We start from the raw sequence: 18,434 nt of genomic DNA on the forward strand, positions 1-18,434 counted from the left end.
TCTTTTTCGGAGAGGCAGATGGGAATTGGCACGCTTGTAGCGATGCTGGCGATTGCACTCGCGGTCATCGGCATCCTGGCGACACAGCAGGCCTACAGCCTGTTTCTACCCGGTTTGCTGCAGGGCGCGGTCTTGACGATCGAGATCGCCATCCTTGGCAGCCTGCTCGCGATCATCATGGGCGTGCTTGCCGCGCTCGCCCGGCTCTATGGTCCGGCGCCGCTCAGATGGCTGGCAACGGTCTATGTCGAGATATTCCGCGGCACCTCGGCGCTGGTGCAACTGTTCTGGCTGTTTTTCGTGCTGCCGCAATTCGGCGTTTCGCTCGACCCATTCCCGGTCGCCGTCCTGGCGCTCGGGCTGAACGTCGGCGCCTACGGATCGGAGGTCGTACGCGGCGCGATCCTGTCTGTCGCTCGCGGCCAGTGGGAGGGATGCACGGCGTTGAATATGAGCCGTGCCCAGATGCTGCGGCGCGTGATCCTGCCGCAGGCCTTTGTGGCAATGATACCTCCCTGGGGCAATCTATTCATCGAGCTTCTCAAATCGACCTCGCTGGTCTCGCTGATCACGCTCTCCGACCTTGCCTTCAAGGCGCAGCAGATGAACCAGAATACGTTCAAGACCATTCCGATCTTCACTCTCGTCCTGCTGATGTATCTCGTTATGTCGCTGGTCCTCACCATCGGCATGCGGCTGCTCGAAAGGCGGGCGTCGGCTGGTCTGGCGCGGGGGAAGGCAGCATGATCTGGGACTGGAATTTCACCCTCGAAATCCTGCCGGTGCTTGCGCACGCGGCGATCGTCTCGGTCGAAGCGACGCTGATCGGCTTCGTGCTTGCCGCCACACTGGGCCTGGTGCTGGCGGTCGTGCGCATCGCCATACCGCGGACCGGCTGGACGATCTCGGTTCTGGTTGAACTGATCCGCTCGACCCCACTGCTCATCCAGATATTTTTTATCTACTTCGTATTCCCGAAATTCGGCCTCGTGCTCGACGCATTCACCGCCGGCGTGCTTGCCATCGGCATCCACTACGCCGCCTATTGTTCCGAGGTCTATCGCGCCGGTTTCGACAACATCCATCGCGGTCAGTGGGAAGCCTCGATCGCGCTCAATCTGTCGGCCTGGACGACGTTTCGCGACATCATCATCCCGCAGGCGATTCCACCGATCGTTCCAGCACTGGGCAACTATCTCGTCGCCTTGTTCAAGGAGACGCCCTTGCTTTCCGCGATCGCCGTGATGGAGCTGATGCAGACGGCCAAGATCATCGGCTCGGAAACATTTCGCTACACCGAGCCGATCACGCTGGTCGGCCTGTTCTTCCTTGCCATGAGCCTGGTTTCAGCCGCGCTGATCCGGACTCTCGAACGCATGCTCAACCAGAGGGCCACGCGATGACGGAACAACCGATGGTCCGTTTTGACAATGTGTCGAAACGCTATGGCTCACTGACCGTCCTCGACGGGCTCAATCTTGAAATCGCGCGCGGTGAAAAGGTTTCCATCATTGGCCCTTCCGGCTCCGGCAAGACGACGGTGCTGCGAATGCTGATGACGCTGGAAACGATCAACGACGGCGTCATCTGGGTCGAAGGCGAGCCGCTGACCCACATGAAGAAGAACGGCATGCTCGTTCCCGCCGACCTTGCGCATATTCGCCGCATCAGGGCGAAGATCGGCATGGTGTTCCAATCCTTCAACCTGTTCCCGCACATGACGGCGATGGCGAACTGCATCGAGGCGCCGATGACGGTGCTTGGCATGAAACGCGCGGATGCAGAGGCGCGAGCAGCCGAATTGCTGGAACTGGTGGGGCTGGCTCAGAAGAAGGATCATTACCCGTCGCAGCTGTCCGGTGGCCAGCAGCAACGCGTCGCTATCGCCAGGGCACTGGCCATGCGACCCAAGATCATGCTGTTCGACGAGGTGACGTCGGCGCTCGACCCGGAGCTTGTCGGCGAAGTGCTGCAGGTGATAAGGCAGATCGGGCGCGAGCATGATCTGACCATGCTGATGGTGACCCATCAGATGGGCTTCGCCAAGGAGTTTTCCGATCGCGTTTGCTTCTTCTACCAAGGCAAGATTTGTGAGCAGGGGCCGCCAAACGAACTGTTCGGGGCGCCCAAAAACGAGCGGACACGGCAGTTTCTGCATGCTGTCCTGGAGGCTGGATGACGCTTGAAACGGATGCCGCGCCCACAGCCGTGACCCCGCGCCCGCTCTCGGCCCGGGAGCGGTTCGAGCGCATCTACCGGATCTTGCGCGACCGCATCTGCCTGCTGGACTATGCTCCGGGAAGCCATCTCTCCGAGGAAGAACTCGCCCAGGAATTCGAGATCAGCCGGACGCCGGTTCGGCGCGTGCTGGCGCGCCTCGAATCCGAAGGTCTTGTTCAATCCGTCCATGGCGTCGGCACGATCGTCACGGACGTCGATATCGAGGAACTCCAGCAGGTCTATCATCTGAGGCTGGAGCTGGCGCTTCTGGTCGGCAAGCTGTCGCCGATCCCGCGCAAGCCGGATGATCTCGATCGGATAAGGGCGCTTATCGCACGCTGTGACTCCGATATCCTCAACCCCGATCAGCGCGCTTTCTTGCGCCTTAACATGGATTTCTTCTACGAACTCACCGCGATGACCGGCAACCAGCCGCTGCGCGAGATCAGCGAGCGCCTGTATTTTCAAGTCGCGCGGGTCGTCCTGAAGATGATGCCGCAATTGGGCCTTGTCGAAGAATTCACCGCCTTCCGCCGGGAGATGGAGGAAGTCCTTGCCGCTGCGGAGATCGGAGACTGGGAATCGATCGGCCACATCAGGCGCGCCCACATCTCGATGAGCTTTCGCCGCATGATGCGTCACGCCGATGAGGCCACCGATTTCGACAATGGCGTGTGATCTGCGGCATGTGATCTGCGCACCGGTCAGCGGTCGATCTCGCCGAACACGATATCAAGTGAGCCGATGATTGCGGCGACATCGGCGATCATGTGCCCTCGGGACAGGAAATCCATCGCCTGCAGATGGGCGAAGGAAGGCGCGCGTATCTTGCATCGATAGGGAACGTTGCTTCCGTTCGAAACCAGATAGACGCCGAATTCGCCCTTCGGAGCCTCGACCGCCGCATAAACCTCGCCGGCGGGCACACGATGCCCTTCCGTGTAAAGTTTGAAATGCTGGATGGTTGCTTCCATCGAACGTTTCATCTTGGCACGTGGCGGCGGCGTGATCTTGTGGTTGGGAATCGCTACCGGCCCCTGGCCTTGCGGCGAGCGCAACTTTTCCAGGCATTGCTTCATGATCCGGACCGACTGGCGCATTTCCTCCATCCGAACCAGGTACCGATCATAACAGTCTCCATTTTTTCCGATCGGTATGTCGAAATCCATCTCGGGATAACATTCGTATGGCTGTGCCTTGCGCAGGTCCCATGCCGCTCCCGATCCGCGCACCATCACGCCGGAAAAGCCCCATGCCCAGGCGTCATCGAGCCCAATCGCGCCGACATCGCAATTGCGTTGCTTGAAAATGCGGCTGTTGGTGAGCAGGTCGTCGAGATTGTCGCAGACCTTGAGGAAGGGGTCGCAGAAATCCCAGATGTCGTCGAGAAGCTCGGAAGGCAGATCCTGGTGCACGCCGCCGATCCTGAAATAATTCGCATGCATACGGGCGCCCGAGGCGCGCTCGTAGAAGACCATCAACTTCTCACGCTCTGCGAAACCCCAAAGCGGCGGGGTCAGTGCGCCGATGTCCATGGCCTGGGTCGTGACATTGAGGAGATGCGACAGAAGCCGGCCGATTTCGCAAAAGAGGACACGGATAAGTTGCCCGCGCCTTGGCACTGATATTTCGAGCAATTTCTCGGCGGCGAGGCAGAAGGCATGCTCCTGATTCATCGGTGCGACATAGTCTAGCCGGTCGAAATAGGGCAGGGCCTGCAGATAGTTCTTGTACTCTATGAGCTTTTCCGTGCCGCGATGGAGCAGGCCGATATGCGGATCGGCTCGGTCGACAATCTCACCATCCAGTTCCAGCACCAACCGCAGGACCCCGTGGGCCGACGGATGCTGCGGTCCGAAATTGATGGTGAAGTTGCGAACAGCGGCTTCGGCCATGGCGGCTCTCCGCGACATCTGCGTTTCGTTGCTTCACGGCGTAGCCGTATGTTCGGACGGCCGATCAAGTTGTCGTTTGGATGATCAGCGTCAAAGTGCCATCACCATCGATGTTGGCGGCCACGACTTGTGAAGAGTTGAGCCCGTTGGCCCTCAGCGCCAATGTTGCCCGAGGCGATGCATCGATGGAGTTCTGCAGACGCAGCAGATCTTGCGCACTGGTCTGGGTAATCACGGCTTCCGCCTGTGCCTTGATTTCTGCAGGTAGGTCCTCGACGGCGACGATGGCGACATCGGTGAAATTCTCACCAGGAGCCCCTTGCCGGGGCGGTATCGGCTCGGGCTGGGGTTCCATCGGTGTCATCTGTGGACCCGGCGGGTCGATGGTTTGCCCATAGAGAGGCTGCATGATGACCGCGCCCGAAAGCGCGGCAACTATCGTCAACATTCGCATGGTCGTTCCCTTGCATTCTCCGCAGGACGATTGGAGACACAACCTTTATGCCGAATGATGGTTCCGTGGGTCGGCCGCATTGGGCCAATTTCAATTGTTGTCGCATATCGGCTCAGCGGGTTTTGTACGAATCATACCATCAATTGATCTCCATCTCGGACAGGCTCAAAATGAAAGCTAACGTGGCCATGGGGAGGAGCCGCATGAGTATCGCTAGGGGAGCAATAAGGCCCGTCGGTACCGCGAGGGAATTTCTGGCGTTGGAGCTTGGAAGCGCGCGATACGGCGATATCGTCTCGGTCAAAGCGATGATCGAGGCAATTCGCAGGGACGCGCCTTACATGCGGGATACGGATAACGAATTGATGGAGGAGATCGTCGACCTGACGCGGAAGTTGGGGTTGGCCGTCCTTTTTGATTCCCGCGAATAGGGCCGACAATTTCACGCCCATAGCTGAATTCTCTACGACTTCCTTCTCTCTGTGGGAGCAAGTCTGCGCCAGCTATTGATGAACTCACAGGGCGGTCTGCGCCACTTCGTACGAAACCGACAATTGGCTCCTGAGTGAAAATGCGCAATCATTGCGAAATGGGACGCCGATTGGACGACAAACTTGATTGCAAGGCTTGCGGGACGATCCAGATGGACATTCCCGACAACGCCAAGGAGTCGACGCCAATCTATTGCAGCAATTGCGGCGCCTTCCTCGGCGAATGGGGTGAATTGCAGGACGATTTCTATCGCCAGGCTCGCGGCACCGAAGCATTCGACTTGCGCGACGGAAATATTATCAAGAAGTAGGACGCGACAATTGCAACGTCCGGACGGCTGCGGGAGGTTGCAATGTCTGTATGGGATCGCTCCTCTGTCGGCCGAGCGCACCTGTTCGGCCATGGCCTCGGTGCCGGTTAGCTGACATTGATGATGACCATCAGTCCGCCGCCGCCCTTTTCCTCGATATTGTTGTTCGTCGTGTGATGCGGAATGTGGCAGCCATTTGCCGGGCCGCTGTGCTTTCCAGACGACGTCATAGCGCTGCCCCGGCCCAACATTGATCGTGTCGGCCAGGAAGCGTGCCGAAGGGGCAAGTGTCTCGCCGTCACGGGCGGCGAGCTCGAACGGTCCGCCATGGATATGCATCGGATGGATAAAGCCATTGTTGGTGCCGATGAAACGCACCTTCAGCGTTTCGCCGACCTTCATATGGATCGTATCGGTTGAAGGATACGCTTTGCCGTTGATGGTGAAGAAGTTCGGCATGCCGCCTTCCATCGGCATCGCCGGGTAGGTCAGGCCGTCGCGCACCAGCCATTCCTGGAGCTCGATAACGTAATCGTGGTCGACCTGGATCTCGTCGGCGGGATTGGCGGGGTCGATGATCAGCGCTCCGTAGAGCCCGAGTGCCTGGGTGCGGTCGGGCTTGGCGTGCGGATGATAGAAATAGGTCCCGTGCTGTGTGGCGGTGAATTCATAGGAGTAGGTTTGCCCGGGCTCAATCGGCGCTTGGGTAATCTCGGCGGGTCCGTCCATCTGGTTCGGCAGGATCATGCCGTGCCAATGCACCGTCGTTTCCTCAGGCAGGTCGTTGGTGACATTGATGCGGACCCTGTCACCTTGGCGAATGTGGATGCGCGGCCCGGGAATCTGTCCGTTATAGGCGTAGGCATCGACCGCGACGTTGGGCAGTATCTGCCAACGGATCACTGACGGCCTGAGTTCGAACACCTTGACGCCGTTCTCCAGGCGAAACGGCAATTCCTGGCCGCCCTTGGCGGACAGATCGTAGGATGCTGTCACCCGACGCGGATCGGCTGCCGCCATGTCACGCATCGCCTCGGCCGGGGTATCGCGGCCCATGATCATGCCTCGCGGCATGATTACCCCGCCGACATCACGGGCCGACAGCGTCAGGTTCAGCCAGTTAGCCGGTGCGGCCATGCCGATCGCCAGCGCAATTACGGATACAATGCCGAGTGCCGAAACCTGCGGCGTCGTGGCGTCCGTCTTCATCTGGTGGCCACTGCTTTTGCCGCTGTGGGAGGTCTCGTTGTGGCCTGTTCCGTGCGGTTGGTGAGCAGATTTCTCTCGACTGCTCGTTCCGGTGATCTGCCGGCGCTGCGTCATCAATCCATGCTTCAGTCCTCGCGCCACCAGCCAGACATTGGCAGGGTAGGCGAGTGTGAAGCCGGCGATGACGCCGATCGACATCACGCCCCAGAACAGCAGTTCCGTCGGCTCCATCGCGCGCATGTCGCGCCCCATCATCAGGAAGCTCATGACAGGCGCCATACCCGCCATCATGAAGTTCATCGAAATGAATTCGGGCAGGAAGCTTTTGCGCACGTTTTCCCAATAGCTGCCGCCCATCATCGACTTCATGAACAGCGACTGAAAGATGAACAGACCGAAGGCGAAGCCGGAAACATATTCGACAATGAGGTCGAGCCACATAGGAAGGCCGAGCGTCGCCGTGACGACGGCGGCGAGGATGATGCCTGTAGCATCTCCGGCAACGCAGTGAATGGTCGAGCCGACGCCCTGCTTCCACAGCGGCCTCGTGAAGTCCTCGTGCTCGCCCGGTCGCGGCTCCTTGTCGGCCAACACATAGAGCAGCAGGCCGACGGGGCCCATATAGAGGGTGACCAGGATGAACCCCCATTTCATCACCGCCGGTTCGGGATTGTTGCGGTGCTGATCTATCCCGACATAGACCGTCGAGGCAGCAGCAAGAATGAACCAGGCAACAAGAAAATAGTCGATCGGCTGGACGAGCATGGGCAAACCGCGGGCAGTGATAACCCCATCTCTTCGATGAACGCGTCCGGCGCGTTTACGATCCAGCCGGTTGAACTTGGCGGTGACGAATTCTGTCGGGCTTTTGCTCTTGTCGCAGCATCGCTGCGCGATAATTCCTCTGAAGGCGTGGGTGCATCTCCCTTTGAAACAGGAGCCGACCATGAAACATCAGACACTCGACCAACTGCATGCCGTCGCCGCCATCGAGTCCTCGGCTGCATATTCGGCAATGACACGAAACCAGCGCATCGAGCGCTGGGCTGAACTTCTCGAGCAGAATCCCGAGCGGCTCCTCGCAGCGTTTTCCGGCACCGAGCATCTGCACCCGGAAGCACGTGCCACGGTGCGTGGCGAGGGTTCGGCAATTGCCGTCGCGTTCGAAGACTCGGTGCTGCGCGCGTCGGGCCTAAGGAATGACACCTATGGCGAAGCCAAGCGCTTCTTCGAGCTGAATGACTGGCAACTGCATGACATCGTCTGCGACTGTCACGTAGGCGCTTCCATGAAGGCGCGGTGGGCGGCAGCGCGGGTCCGCGCAACGATCGGCGGCAACAGGTTTCTCGCTTGGTTGAGGCAAAGGATCATGCACTGATCAGGGTTGGGAATCGTCGCGTGCCGTAGCCGTGCGATTCCCGCCCGCCCACCTTCCCATCATCGCCTGTCCTGGCGATACAGCCGGTCGGTTGCGCGGTCACGCTCTTTGCGTTCGGCGGGACCAGGGCGGCGGCGTGTCACCAAGACATAGGCCATCAGTATGATCAGCAACAGTGGCCCGCCGGCCACGACAATCAACCACATGACGCTTTCAAACATGACGCGTCTCCTTTCCCGAACAACCGTTAAGGAGACGAACTGTTCCGTTCACGCCGACATCAGCCACGCGATCCGGGTTCCTTCCGCCGGCTGCAAGCAACCCATCAAATCCGTTCGTATGTTCCGACGAGTTCTGCCTGCTCGATCAGATGTTTTTGTGCTTCCTGCCAGATACGCTGGACGCCGGCGCTTGCCGGAATAGCAAGGTTTGGCGTGTCGAGTGCGGCCAGCCGGAAATGATAATGATGGACGCCGTGTCCGACCGGCGGTTCAGGGCCGTCATAATAGGCGTTGCCGAAATCGTTCGTCGCCTGCCTGAGGGCCTGCGGACCCGGCTTGCCGCTTGCCGCCTCGGGAAGTTCCCGGGTATCGGGGGATATGTTGAACACCGCCCAATGGCCGAACGTTCCGCTTGGTGCATCCGGATCCTGGACGACGAGAACAAGGCTCCTCGTATCGTCAGGTACCCCCGACCACTTCAGCGGCGGAGACACGTTCTTGCCGTCCCGCGTGTATCTTTCAGGGATTTTTGCGCCTTCGGCAAAGGCGGAACTGCTGAGCGTGAGTGGCATGACTTGCTCCTGCGGAAGACAGTTGCTGCGCGGATATCGGTGTATGGGGCCGACCTCAACGACCTCCCCGATGCTTGTTGTGAGAGCTTTCCTGGTTCTCTCCGCGGATGATGTTCCGATCATCGGGGTCGGCAATATCCCTCAGTTTGGGCCTGAGGTTGTCCTGCCGCGAGGCTGCTCGCTCAGCGTCGGACTTTCTCAGCTCCGTCTTCGCGTCGAAGTCCTTGCCGGCATTCTTCGTATTCTCGCGCTTTTCGATTACGCGAAGGCTTTGCTCGTGGGTTTTGTTTCCGGCCATCGATAGCCTCCTTTCTCGTGCAATTCGACACGCTACTTGTTCGTCCGCATTTTCTGCCTTGGATTGATCCCGCCGGCGGCCGTCGTGTCATTCTCGACGTCGCCTTCGATCGTGTTTTCGCCTTCAAGGTCGAGGTCATCGCCTTCCTTGATCGTGCCCTTGGAGGTTCCGATGCCCGGATTGTTCACCAGGTCGGCATCGCTCGGCTTTTTCCACTTTGGATGTCTGCTCGTGCTCATGAGACAACTCCTTCGAGGGGTTCGGTTTCAAAACCCGAGGCCGGCCGAAATGTTCCGGGCCATTCGCCGTTCGCCGGCGGCTAAAGTCCGAACGGATAGGTGTCGGGAACACCAGCTCTTGCATGCTCCGGGCCAAGTGGAGTTACCGCGGTGGTTTTGTCGAACCACACGAAGGCGTCGAATTGCTGGGGCAGCGAAACATCCGCATAGTGGCTTCGCAGTTCGGTTTCCGGCCGATAGATCACCCCGATGAAGCGCTCCAGCCTGCGTTCCAGGAGCCGCTCGCGCAGCGCCTCGTCGCGCTTCAGGTCGAGCAGAAAATGCGGAATGCGGCAGTCATGGCAAAGCCGCTCGTAGCTGTCTGCGTGTGAGGGCCGCACCTGCTTCACCTTCATCTCGCCGTCCCAATCGGAAGCGGCGGCCACGGTGCCGGAATGCGTGCCCAGACCGATCAGGGCTGCCCTGTCGCCGAACCGTTGCCGGCAAAGCTGGCCGATATTCAGTTCGTCCCGGACAACGCCCATTTCGGTATAGCGAGCATCGCCGATATGCGAATTGTGCGCCCAAACAACCGCCTTGGAATTCGGTCCGTTGGCGTCCAGCAGGTGTTCCAGCGTTTCGAACATATGCGTATCGCGCAGGTTCCAGGATTCCGCGCCGCCATAGTACATGATCCGGTAATATCGTTCGGCGGAGGCAATCAACCGGGCGTTCTGAGCGGCATCGAGAAAGTCGCTGCCGTCCCGTCGGGCATAGTCCAGTTGCCTGGCGAGCAGGTCTCGACATTGCTCGAGAACCGCCTGCTCGCATGCCCGGTAGCCCGAGGTCAGCGCCGCACGGCCGTAGGTGGACGGTTCATTTTGCCATGGGGTCAGGCAGCCATAGCGCTCGCGCGCGATCTTTGCTGCCTGCGGATCAACCCGGTCGAGATATTCGAGAACCGCAGCTATGGACCCGCTCATGTTGTAGATGTCGAGACCGTAGAATCCCGCTTGCCTGGATGGCTCGAGCTTCTCGTTGTGGTCGCGCATCCAGCCGGTGAAGGCCGCGACGTCGGTGTTGCGCCACATCCAGGTCGGGAACCGCTGGAATGGCGCGCTGACACCGGCACGTGGCTCGCGATGACGAACATAGCGGTCGATGGCCGCGGCATCGGGCCAATCAGCTTCGACCGCAACGATCGTGAAACCGTGCTTGTCGACAAGCCGGCGGGTGATCGCCGCGCGCGCCCTGTAAAACTCCGACGTGCCATGGCTTGCTTCGCCGAGCAGAACGACGCGCCGGTCGGCGAACCGATCGAACACTTCGCCGAAGGCGGGGTCGTCGAAATCCGGAAGCGGTTCGGCGGCCATTGCGATCATATCGGGCAGACTGGCGGGATGCGGATGTCGGAGCGGACGACGGATCTCGGCGATCTCGCCACCTTCGGGCCAGCCTTGCTCGCCGATGAGAGGGACGAACCGCACGCCGCCAAAATCCTCCTCGCTGTAGCTTGCAGCGCCCGTTCGGGTGACCTTGAGCAGGCGTTGCGAATCCAGATCGTCACCGACCGGAATGACAAGCCTGCCGCCGACATCGAGTTGTTCCTGCAGGGCGAGCGGCGCGCCTGGTCCGCTGGCCGTCACCACGATGGCGTCGTAGGGCGCTGCTTCTGGCCAGCCCTTGGTGCCGTCGCCGGTCCTGACCTCGATGTTCTCGTAGCCAAGTCTCTCAAACCGACGCCTCGCGGTTTCAGCCAATCCGGGATGGCGCTCGATCGTGTAGACCTGTTCGACGATCCGGCTCATCACGGCCGCCGCATAGCCCGAGCCGGTGCCAATCTCCAGTACGTGGTCGCCAGCCTTGACGTCCGCCAACTCGGTCATGAGCGCGACGATATAGGGTTGCGAAATGGTCTGCCCGTCAGCGATGGGCAGTGGTCCGTCTTCATAAGCGAATTCTTCGAAGCCGGGATCAACGAAAGCCTCGCGCGGAACTTCCCGCATGGCCTGCAGGATCTCGCGATCGCGGATGCCACGCCGGGCGATATGCACATTGACCATCCGGTCGCGAGCACTGGGAAGATCGAGCATTTTCAGCTCCCTTGGCGGCCGCTTGTCCGCAATTGTTCAAGGATATCCTTCGACATTGGCGGGTCGGCCACTTCCTCTGCCTTCGGCGGCTCTCCCGACTCATGCCTGTAACCGTTGGAGGGCCTCAAAGTTCCTTCTGTGTTGCAGGACAAGTCCACTGACCCGGCTGGAGACGCCGACGGTTTCTTGCTTTGCCCAAGCGTCGCCTGGATATTGCTTCGAACGCCATCGCCAATTTGGGCTTGCTCGGGCGCGAAGTCGCTCCAGTTATCTCCAGCGAAACGATGCTGGAAAACCGATGCTGGAGACTGGACGATGAACGACAAGGCTGCCGCGACGACGCAGGCGATCAGCCTCGAACGGATCGATCTCATGAACCGCTACTGGAGCGCCGCGAATTACATCTCGGTTGGCCAGATTTATCTGCTCGACAATCCGCTGCTGCGCCAACCCTTGAAAGCCGAGCATGTCAAGCCGCGGCTGCTCGGCCATTGGGGTACAACGCCGGGCCTCAATTTCCTCTACTTGCATCTCAACCGAATTATCCGTGAGCGTGATCTTGATGTGCTGTTTATCTGCGGTCCAGGACATGGCGGTCCGGCAATGGTCGCCAACACCTGGCTCGAGGGCACCTACAGCGAGATCTACCCCGCTATCGGCCAAGGCGAAGACGGCCTGAGAAAACTGTTCCGGCAATTTTCCTTTCCAGGCGGGGTGCCAAGTCACGTGGCGCCCGAAACGCCCGGCTCCATTCACGAGGGCGGCGAACTTGGATATGCCCTGGTCCATGCTTTCGGCGCGGCGTTCGACAATCCAGATCTGGTGGTTGCCTGCGTGGTTGGCGACGGCGAGGCCGAAACCGGTCCGCTCGCGGCAGCGTGGCATTCCAACAAATTCCTGAACCCAGCCTCGGATGGCGCAGTGCTGCCAATCCTTCATCTCAATGGCTACAAGATCGCCAACCCGACGATCCTCGGCCGCATGGATGACCAGGAGTTGCGCAACCTGTTCACCGGCTACGGCTACGAACCGTTCTTTGTCGAAGGCCATGAGCCGGTCGCCATGCACCAAGCGATGGCCAGGACGCTCGACAGTGTGCTCGATCGGATCCATTCCATTCAGGAACAGGCACGAGGTCCGGGACGGCCTGGCGAACGTCCGCAGTGGCCGATGATCGTCCTGCGCAGCCCCAAGGGCTGGACTGGACCGAAAGAGGTCGATGGCGAAAAAGTCGAGGGCTTCTGGCGTTCGCATCAAGTGCCGGTATCGAACGCCCGCGGCAATGACGAGCACCGCAAGATCCTCGAAACCTGGATGCGAAGCTACGAACCGGAAAAACTGTTCGATGAGGATGGACATCTGCTGCCGGAACTCGCGACCCTTGCCCCGACAGGAACAAAGCGCATGGGCGCAACTCCGTATGCGAATGGCGGGTTGTTGAAGCGCGACCTGGCGCTGCCGGACTGGAAGAGCCTGGCGCTCGAAGTACCTCGGCCCGGAGGCGTCATTGCCGAGGCGACACGGATTTGTGGTGGCTATCTTCGCGAAGTCTTTCGCCTTAACGCCAAAGCGCGAAATTTCCGGCTTATGGGACCGGACGAGACGTCTTCCAATCGCCTTGACGATGTATTCGAGGTCACGGATCGGATCTGGATGGAGCGCATCGAACCCTACGACGTCCATCTTTCCCGCGACGGCCGGGTGATGGAAGTGCTGAGCGAGCATCTCTGCCAGGGCTGGCTGGAAGGTTATCTGCTTACAGGCCGCCACGGCTTGTTCTCGTGCTACGAGGCGTTCATTCACATCGTCGACTCCATGGTCAACCAACATGCAAAATGGTTGAAGACCTCTGGCGAGCTTGCCTGGCGCAAGCCGATCGCCTCGCTCAATTACCTGCTGACCTCTCATGTCTGGCGCCAGGATCACAATGGTTTCAGTCATCAGGACCCGGGCTTCGCCGACCTTGTCGCCAACAAGAAGGCCGACACGGTCAGGCTCTATTTCCCGCCGGATGCCAACACACTGCTGTGGATCACCGACCATTGCCTGAGAACCTACAACCGCATCAACGTCATCACCGCCGGCAAGCAGCCGACGCCGCAGTGGCTGTCTATCGAAGACGCTGAAGCGCACTGCAAGGCCGGCGCGGGCATCTGGGAATGGGCCGGCACGATTTCACAAGGCGAGGAACCGGATGTGGTCCTCGCCTGTGCCGGCGATGTGCCGACGCTGGAGACGCTGGCCGCGACGGACATTCTTCGCTCTGCAATTCCCGATCTGAGAATCCGCGTCGTCAACGTTGTCGACCTGATGACGTTGCAGTCGAACACCGAGCATCCTCACGGCCTCACCGACCAGGCTTTCGATGCGCTGTTCACCAAGACAAGGCCGGTCATCTTCGCCTATCACGGCTATCCCTATCTCATCCATCGCTTGACCTACCGTCGTGCCAATCATGACAACATGCATGTGCACGGCTTTCGTGAGGAGGGCACCACGACGACGCCGTTCGACATGGTGGTGCTCAACGAACTCGATCGCTACCATCTCGCACTTGCCGCGATCGCACGCGTGCCGGGCCTGGCCGAAAGAGCCGAAAGCCTCGCTAGCGAACTTCACGATCGACTGGTCAAGCACAAGGCCTATGTCCGCGAGCACGGCGAAGACATGCCCGAGATCCGGAAATGGAGTTGGCCGGCTGCCAACGGGGCAAAGGCTGGTCGATGAGTCAGTCGATCCTGGCGCTGAATGCCGGCTCGTCCAGCGTCAAGTTCGCGCTATACGATCTTGGCTCATCGGATGGCCAGCAGCTGGTTTCGCGCGGCACTCTGGATCTGGGCGACACGCCCAGGCTCACTGCAAAGGCGGCCGATGGGACAGTGCAGTGTGATAGGCAGTTTAACGCGGACGATCCTCATGGCGCGGGGATTGGCGAACTACTGAACCTGGTGCAGCGCGAACTTGGTGGAAGAAAACTGATCTGCACCGGCCACCGTATCGTGCATGGGGGAAACGAGTTCAGCAAACCTGTCCGACTGACGCCCGGTACCATTGAGGCCCTGGACAGGCTGACCGCACTCGCGCCTCTGCATCAGCCTCGCAGTCTCGCGCCAGTTCGCGCGATAGCTGCATTGCAACCGGACCTGCCACAGGTCGGATGTTTCGATACCGCGTTCCATCAAACGATCGATCCGCTCGTGCGGCGCTTTGCCCTGCCGCAAAAATATGAAGGGGAGGGACTGCGACGCTACGGATTTCATGGTCTCTCCTACGAATATATTGCTAGGCGGCTGAACGAGATATCGCCCGCGCTCGCGGCAAAACGGACAATCGTTGCTCATCTCGGCAATGGGGCAAGCCTTTGCGCTCTGCGCGACGGCAAAAGCGTCGATACGACGATGGGCTTTTCGGCACTGGATGGTCTTGTCATGGGTACGCGTTGCGGCGCCATCGATCCCGGCGTGCTGTTGTACTTCCTGCTGGAGAGGGGCATGGCAGCGGACGAGCTGCAGACAATGCTTTATGAGAAATCCGGACTGCTCGGCGTGTCCGGCGTTTCGGGCGACATGCGCACGTTGGAGGCAAGCAGCGACCCTCGTGCCCGCGAGGCGATCGAGCTCTTCGCCTTTCGCGCCGCGAGGGAAGCAGCAGCGCTCGCAGGCACGATGGGTGGTCTCGAATGCCTCGTGTTCACCGCCGGCATCGGCGAACGGTCATCGTCCATCCGCAAGGCGATATCCGAAAGATTGACCTGGCTCGGCGTGGCGCTCGACGAGCCGGCCAATGACGCCCACGACGAGATCGTCAGTCGTCCGGACAGCAAGGTGGAAGTGCGTGTGCTTGCGACTGACGAGGAAAGTGTCATCGCGCGCCATAGCCATGCGGTAATGCAGGTTGGGTCCGCAACTTAAGGCGAACATGCTGGTTTCTGCTCACCTTGAGACTAGCCTTGCCGTGCTTTCCCACGAGATCCTTTGGCAGCAAGCCCTGCCGTCATGCGTCTGTCCGCAAAGGGAACCAGATGGGGCGTGCCGCGTCATAGAAGCAGAGTTTCTGTTGCAGTCCAGGAGTGACATCGATGATCAGGCTCCTTCTTGTCGCTGCGGCGGCGCTCGTCCTCACATGCGGCGGGACGGAGGCGGCCAAGCTGGACCCATCCGCTGTCAATCAGGCCCAGTTCGCCGCCGGCGAGCCGACGGGCATCGATCCGACAGTTCTGAAGGCGCAGATTCTCCTGGATCGCGCCCGTTTCTCGCCGGGCCTGATCGACGGCCGGCTATCAGAGAATTTCGCCAAGGCCATTAGCGCCTTTCAGACGGCGAACGGATTCCGGGCCGACGGCAAGCTCACTCAGGAGACCTGGGACAAGCTCGTGGCGAATTCCGCCGGTCCCGTCCTGGTAACCTATGAGGTAACGTCCAAGGACATACACGGGCCCTTCACCAAGCGCATTCCGGCTCGCATGGAGAAGATGGCCCACTTGCGGCGGCTCGGCTATCGCAACGCGGTGGAGAAGCTGGCGGAGCGCTTCCATATCAGCGAACAATTGCTCAGAGGGCTCAATCCGGGTGTCGGCTTCAAGAGAGCAGGCGCGACGTTGGCGGTACCGGATGTTGGCCGGGGCGATCGTCCTGACGCCGTTGCCGCTATCGAGGTCGACAAGGGCGCCCGCTTGGTGCGTGTGCTCGATCCGTCCGGCAAACGGCTCGCAGTCTATCCCGCCTCGATCGGCAGCGACGAAAAGCCGGCGCCGAGCGGTACGGCGGAAGTCAAACGCGTGGTGCATAACCCCACCTATCACTACGATCCGGACTTCGCCTTCAAGGGAGTGAGGAGCAAGCGGCCCTTCACCATCGCTGCGGGGCCCAACAATCCCGTGGGATCTGTCTGGATCGACCTCTCAATCGAAAGCTACGGCATTCACGGCACGCCCGAACCCGGCAAGATCGGCACAACCTTCTCGCATGGCTGTATCCGGCTGACCAACTGGGATGCCGAAGACCTCGCCGCCATGGTGCAGAAGGGCACGAAAGTTAACTTCAAGGACGAGGTGGCGGACGCTGGCGATACGCGGCCGCAGTAGCGTTCGCCAGCCGCGACACCGACATGGAAGCGCGCGGTTCCCGATTGCGAGAACCAATATGATGTCCCGTGGCGGTGCGGCGGCCCGGGATGAAATCGGCTCCATGAAGCGTTCATGGAACAACGCTCAAGCCATGCGCCCCTAACACTGGCGCCATTCAGCAAAGATCACTCGGGCATCCGCGCCATGCAGCGTGCGGCGCCCTGGGAGACGGAAATGCCCGCTAACGCCTATATCAACCGAATTGCGACAGCGGTTCCCGAATATGAGGTTCACAGGTTCTATCTGCGGTTCGCGGCCTCCATGATCGCCGTCCGTCACCGGAGAATTTTCGAACGGATGGCCGGCCTTGCCGGCATCGAGAGCCGCTATTCCTGCTTTGCACCTGCTCTCGACCCGGAAGGGCCATCCGCCGACCTTGGCGGAACCTTCGTTCGCGGCGCGTTCCCGGGAACTGCCATGAGAATGGCGATGTTTGGCGAAGCCGCTCCTGTGCTGGCGCAAAAAGCCGTCGACGGGCTGCACCTTGGCGACGACGCGTCGCGTATCACCCATCTCATCGTCACCACCTGCACCGGATTCTCCGCGCCCGGCATCGACTTGGATCTGGTCAAACGCTGCGGCCTCCCGGACGGCATCGAACGCACGATGATCGGGTTCATGGGCTGTTACGCGGCGATCAACGGCCTGAAGCTTGCCCGCCACATCGTCAGGTCAGATCCGCGGGCCAGGGTCCTGCTGGTCAATATCGAGCTCTGTACTTTGCATCTCAGGGAAAGCCCCGAACTGGAAAAGCTGCTGTCGTTCTGCCTCTGGGGCGATGGCTGCGCGGCAACTCTTGTCACCGCCGAGCCGCCCGGCCTTGAACTCGACAGCTTTCATTGCATGGTAGCGGATGAGCGGCGCGACCTGATGAGATGGGATATTCGCGACCATGGCTTTGACATGGTTCTTTCCGGCCAAGTTCCGACGGCGATCCAAGAGGTGTTGCGGAGCAATCATGATGCCTTTCTCGGCGGCCGGCCACCGGACGCGATCGACCTCTGGGCCGTGCACCCGGGCGGACGTTCGGTTCTCGATGCCGTCGAGAGGGCGCTGAAACTCGAGCCCGCCGCGCTGACGCCGTCGCGCGAGGTGCTGCGCCGATATGGCAACATGTCGTCGGCGACGGTGATGTTCGTGATGGAAGAAATGCTGAAGGCTCCATCCGGACTGCTCGGCTGCGGAATGTCGTTCGGGCCCGGACTGACGGCCGAAACCATGCTTTTTCGAACCGTGTCATGAACGCGCTCAGTCACCGCAGCCTCGTCCCGGAAATCCTCGACGGACTTGCGGCCGGCGACCCGCGGGCGCTGGCCTCGCGCCGCGACCTCCGTTGGATCAATGCGTTGATGTTTCAAGCGCCGATCATGGCGTCTTTGCTCAGGAAATTCGTGCCACGACCACCGCGCCGCATATTGGAGATCGGCGCCGGCGACGGCACCTTCATGCTCAAGCTCGCGCAGCGAATGGCACGGCACTGGCCCGAGGTAGAGCTGACGCTGCTCGACCGCGTCAATCTCGCTGGTCCCGGACTCCTCGCCGAATTCAACAGGTTGGGATGGAGCGCTGAAGTCGTCACCGCCGACGTCTTCGACTGGGCCGAAGGGTACGGGGGCGAATGGTTCGACGCGATCACCGTCAATCTCTTCCTGCATCATTTCGATGACGTCGAGCTCGTGCGTCTGTTTTTACTGCTGGCGTGGAAAGCCCCGCTGCTCCTGGCGACGGAACCGCTGAGGGCAAGGTTCCCTCTGGCCGCGACCCGCCTTCTCCCGGCGATCGGCGCCAACGACGTCACGCGACATGACGCGGCTCAGAGCGTGCGTGCCGGCTTTCGTGGTAAGGAGCTTTCCGACCTCTGGCTTGCGGCCGGCGGCAGGCCACTCGAGGAGCGGCGTGCCGGTCCGTTCTCGCACATCTTCGCCGGCGCCAGTGCACGATCGAGATGA

At 60.5% G+C, this 18,434-nt stretch carries 19 protein-coding genes and 1 pseudogene; 12 read left to right on the top strand and 8 right to left on the bottom strand.

What is annotated here, in order from left to right; all coding sequences use genetic code 11:
* Positions 1-18: 18 nt before the first annotated feature.
* Genes ehuC through NKI20_RS25465 form a run of 4 tightly spaced genes read left to right on the top strand, consistent with a single transcriptional unit; the run spans position 19 to position 2,898 of the window.
* Entirely contained in the window at positions 19-747 is a 729-nt protein-coding gene (gene ehuC / locus NKI20_RS25450; protein ID WP_352733428.1) for an ectoine/hydroxyectoine ABC transporter permease subunit EhuC, read from the top strand.
* On the top strand, positions 744-1,403 hold the full coding sequence (gene ehuD, locus NKI20_RS25455; protein WP_352835488.1) for an ectoine/hydroxyectoine ABC transporter permease subunit EhuD: 660 nt from the start codon (positions 744-746) through the stop codon (positions 1,401-1,403). The genes ehuC and ehuD overlap by 4 nt, the downstream gene beginning before the upstream one ends.
* A complete protein-coding gene (ehuA, locus tag NKI20_RS25460; protein ID WP_352486724.1) occupies positions 1,400-2,179 on the top strand; it encodes an ectoine/hydroxyectoine ABC transporter ATP-binding protein EhuA in 780 nt (259 codons plus the stop codon). The genes ehuD and ehuA overlap by 4 nt, the downstream gene beginning before the upstream one ends.
* The gene (locus NKI20_RS25465; RefSeq protein ID WP_352835491.1) at positions 2,176-2,898 is read left to right on the top strand and encodes a GntR family transcriptional regulator; all 723 of its coding nucleotides are present in this window, start codon (positions 2,176-2,178) and stop codon (positions 2,896-2,898) included. The genes ehuA and NKI20_RS25465 overlap by 4 nt, the downstream gene beginning before the upstream one ends.
* Positions 2,899-2,924: 26 nt before the next feature.
* On the opposite strand, the gene NKI20_RS25470 is transcribed toward NKI20_RS25465, so the two are convergent.
* Together NKI20_RS25470 and NKI20_RS25475 are read right to left on the bottom strand one after the other, a co-directional pair.
* The gene (locus tag NKI20_RS25470; protein ID WP_352835494.1) at positions 2,925-4,115 is read right to left on the bottom strand and encodes an NADH-quinone oxidoreductase subunit D; all 1,191 of its coding nucleotides are present in this window, start codon (positions 4,113-4,115) and stop codon (positions 2,925-2,927) included.
* A 64-nt stretch (positions 4,116-4,179) separates the two neighbouring features.
* Complete coding sequence (locus NKI20_RS25475; RefSeq protein ID WP_352835497.1) at positions 4,180-4,524, bottom strand: hypothetical protein; 345 nt, start codon at positions 4,522-4,524, stop codon at positions 4,180-4,182.
* A 215-nt stretch (positions 4,525-4,739) separates the two neighbouring features.
* Here NKI20_RS25475 and NKI20_RS25480 point away from each other — a divergent pair, with 215 nt between their 5' ends.
* Together NKI20_RS25480 and NKI20_RS25485 are read left to right on the top strand one after the other, a co-directional pair.
* Entirely contained in the window at positions 4,740-5,000 is a 261-nt protein-coding gene (locus NKI20_RS25480; RefSeq protein WP_352608257.1) for a hypothetical protein, read from the top strand.
* A gap of 170 nt (positions 5,001-5,170) precedes the next feature.
* On the top strand, positions 5,171-5,371 hold the full coding sequence (locus NKI20_RS25485; protein WP_032907017.1) for a hypothetical protein: 201 nt from the start codon (positions 5,171-5,173) through the stop codon (positions 5,369-5,371).
* 107 nt (positions 5,372-5,478) lie between these two features.
* Here the strand turns inward: NKI20_RS25485 and NKI20_RS25490 are convergent.
* Positions 5,479-7,345, bottom strand: a pseudogene (locus tag NKI20_RS25490) (multicopper oxidase domain-containing protein).
* A 181-nt stretch (positions 7,346-7,526) separates the two neighbouring features.
* Between NKI20_RS25490 and NKI20_RS25495 the strand changes: the two are divergent.
* Positions 7,527-7,958, top strand: coding sequence for a hypothetical protein (locus NKI20_RS25495; RefSeq protein WP_023757880.1), 432 nt, complete (start codon positions 7,527-7,529; stop codon positions 7,956-7,958).
* 59 nt (positions 7,959-8,017) lie between these two features.
* Here the strand turns inward: NKI20_RS25495 and NKI20_RS25500 are convergent, their stop codons facing one another.
* From NKI20_RS25500 to NKI20_RS25520, 5 genes are all read right to left on the bottom strand, one after another.
* On the bottom strand, positions 8,018-8,179 hold the full coding sequence (locus NKI20_RS25500) for a hypothetical protein (RefSeq protein WP_352835501.1): 162 nt from the start codon (positions 8,177-8,179) through the stop codon (positions 8,018-8,020).
* 104 nt (positions 8,180-8,283) lie between these two features.
* On the bottom strand, positions 8,284-8,751 hold the full coding sequence (locus NKI20_RS25505) for a YbhB/YbcL family Raf kinase inhibitor-like protein (protein ID WP_023757878.1): 468 nt from the start codon (positions 8,749-8,751) through the stop codon (positions 8,284-8,286).
* Positions 8,752-8,806: 55 nt separating this feature from the next.
* Complete coding sequence (locus NKI20_RS25510) at positions 8,807-9,049, bottom strand: hypothetical protein (protein ID WP_352733452.1); 243 nt, start codon at positions 9,047-9,049, stop codon at positions 8,807-8,809.
* 32 nt (positions 9,050-9,081) lie between these two features.
* On the bottom strand, positions 9,082-9,288 hold the full coding sequence (locus tag NKI20_RS25515) for a hypothetical protein (protein WP_023757876.1): 207 nt from the start codon (positions 9,286-9,288) through the stop codon (positions 9,082-9,084).
* A gap of 80 nt (positions 9,289-9,368) precedes the next feature.
* Positions 9,369-11,360 carry a protein-L-isoaspartate(D-aspartate) O-methyltransferase gene (locus tag NKI20_RS25520; RefSeq protein ID WP_352835505.1) on the bottom strand — a complete coding sequence of 664 codons (1,992 nt, stop codon included), beginning with the start codon at positions 11,358-11,360 and terminating at the stop codon, positions 9,369-9,371.
* 315 nt (positions 11,361-11,675) lie between these two features.
* Here NKI20_RS25520 and NKI20_RS25525 point away from each other — a divergent pair, with 315 nt between their 5' ends.
* The 5 genes from NKI20_RS25525 (at position 11,676) to NKI20_RS25545 (ending at position 18,434) form a co-directional block, all read left to right on the top strand.
* Positions 11,676-14,087 carry a phosphoketolase family protein gene (locus NKI20_RS25525; RefSeq protein ID WP_352835508.1) on the top strand — a complete coding sequence of 804 codons (2,412 nt, stop codon included), beginning with the start codon at positions 11,676-11,678 and terminating at the stop codon, positions 14,085-14,087.
* Positions 14,084-15,271, top strand: coding sequence for an acetate/propionate family kinase (locus NKI20_RS25530; RefSeq protein ID WP_352835547.1), 1,188 nt, complete (start codon positions 14,084-14,086; stop codon positions 15,269-15,271). Before NKI20_RS25525 ends, NKI20_RS25530 begins: the two co-directional genes overlap by 4 nt.
* 167 nt (positions 15,272-15,438) lie before the next feature.
* Complete coding sequence (locus NKI20_RS25535) at positions 15,439-16,443, top strand: L,D-transpeptidase family protein (RefSeq protein ID WP_352835510.1); 1,005 nt, start codon at positions 15,439-15,441, stop codon at positions 16,441-16,443.
* 216 nt (positions 16,444-16,659) lie between these two features.
* Positions 16,660-17,727 carry a type III polyketide synthase gene (locus NKI20_RS25540; protein WP_352835513.1) on the top strand — a complete coding sequence of 356 codons (1,068 nt, stop codon included), beginning with the start codon at positions 16,660-16,662 and terminating at the stop codon, positions 17,725-17,727.
* On the top strand, positions 17,724-18,434 hold the full coding sequence (locus tag NKI20_RS25545) for a class I SAM-dependent methyltransferase (protein ID WP_352835516.1): 711 nt from the start codon (positions 17,724-17,726) through the stop codon (positions 18,432-18,434). The genes NKI20_RS25540 and NKI20_RS25545 overlap by 4 nt, the downstream gene beginning before the upstream one ends.

It is taken from the genome of Mesorhizobium sp. M0830 (genome assembly GCF_040319965.1).
Taxonomy (GTDB): domain Bacteria; phylum Pseudomonadota; class Alphaproteobacteria; order Rhizobiales; family Rhizobiaceae; genus Mesorhizobium.

Excerpts from the sequence above, each read along its gene's own strand:
- NKI20_RS25465 (WP_352835491.1), top strand. The coding sequence starts at position 2,176 with ATGACGCTTGAAACGGATGCCGCGCCCACAGCCGTGACCCCGCGCCCG.
- NKI20_RS25545 (WP_352835516.1), top strand. The coding sequence starts at position 17,724 with ATGAACGCGCTCAGTCACCGCAGCCTCGTCCCGGAAATCCTCGACGGA.
- NKI20_RS25535 (WP_352835510.1), top strand. The coding sequence starts at position 15,439 with ATGATCAGGCTCCTTCTTGTCGCTGCGGCGGCGCTCGTCCTCACATGC.
- NKI20_RS25525 (WP_352835508.1), top strand. The coding sequence starts at position 11,676 with ATGAACGACAAGGCTGCCGCGACGACGCAGGCGATCAGCCTCGAACGG.
- NKI20_RS25510 (WP_352733452.1), bottom strand. The coding sequence starts at position 9,049 with ATGGCCGGAAACAAAACCCACGAGCAAAGCCTTCGCGTAATCGAAAAG.
- ehuC (WP_352733428.1), top strand. The coding sequence starts at position 19 with ATGGGAATTGGCACGCTTGTAGCGATGCTGGCGATTGCACTCGCGGTC.
- NKI20_RS25515 (WP_023757876.1), bottom strand. The coding sequence starts at position 9,288 with ATGAGCACGAGCAGACATCCAAAGTGGAAAAAGCCGAGCGATGCCGAC.
- NKI20_RS25530 (WP_352835547.1), top strand. The coding sequence starts at position 14,084 with ATGAGTCAGTCGATCCTGGCGCTGAATGCCGGCTCGTCCAGCGTCAAG.
- NKI20_RS25475 (WP_352835497.1), bottom strand. The coding sequence starts at position 4,524 with ATGCAGCCTCTCTATGGGCAAACCATCGACCCGCCGGGTCCACAGATG.
- NKI20_RS25480 (WP_352608257.1), top strand. The coding sequence starts at position 4,740 with ATGAAAGCTAACGTGGCCATGGGGAGGAGCCGCATGAGTATCGCTAGG.
- NKI20_RS25470 (WP_352835494.1), bottom strand. The coding sequence starts at position 4,115 with ATGGCCGAAGCCGCTGTTCGCAACTTCACCATCAATTTCGGACCGCAG.
- NKI20_RS25500 (WP_352835501.1), bottom strand. The coding sequence starts at position 8,179 with ATGTTTGAAAGCGTCATGTGGTTGATTGTCGTGGCCGGCGGGCCACTG.
- NKI20_RS25540 (WP_352835513.1), top strand. The coding sequence starts at position 16,660 with ATGCCCGCTAACGCCTATATCAACCGAATTGCGACAGCGGTTCCCGAA.
- ehuD (WP_352835488.1), top strand. The coding sequence starts at position 744 with ATGATCTGGGACTGGAATTTCACCCTCGAAATCCTGCCGGTGCTTGCG.
- ehuA (WP_352486724.1), top strand. The coding sequence starts at position 1,400 with ATGACGGAACAACCGATGGTCCGTTTTGACAATGTGTCGAAACGCTAT.
- NKI20_RS25505 (WP_023757878.1), bottom strand. The coding sequence starts at position 8,751 with ATGCCACTCACGCTCAGCAGTTCCGCCTTTGCCGAAGGCGCAAAAATC.
- NKI20_RS25495 (WP_023757880.1), top strand. The coding sequence starts at position 7,527 with ATGAAACATCAGACACTCGACCAACTGCATGCCGTCGCCGCCATCGAG.
- NKI20_RS25520 (WP_352835505.1), bottom strand. The coding sequence starts at position 11,360 with ATGCTCGATCTTCCCAGTGCTCGCGACCGGATGGTCAATGTGCATATC.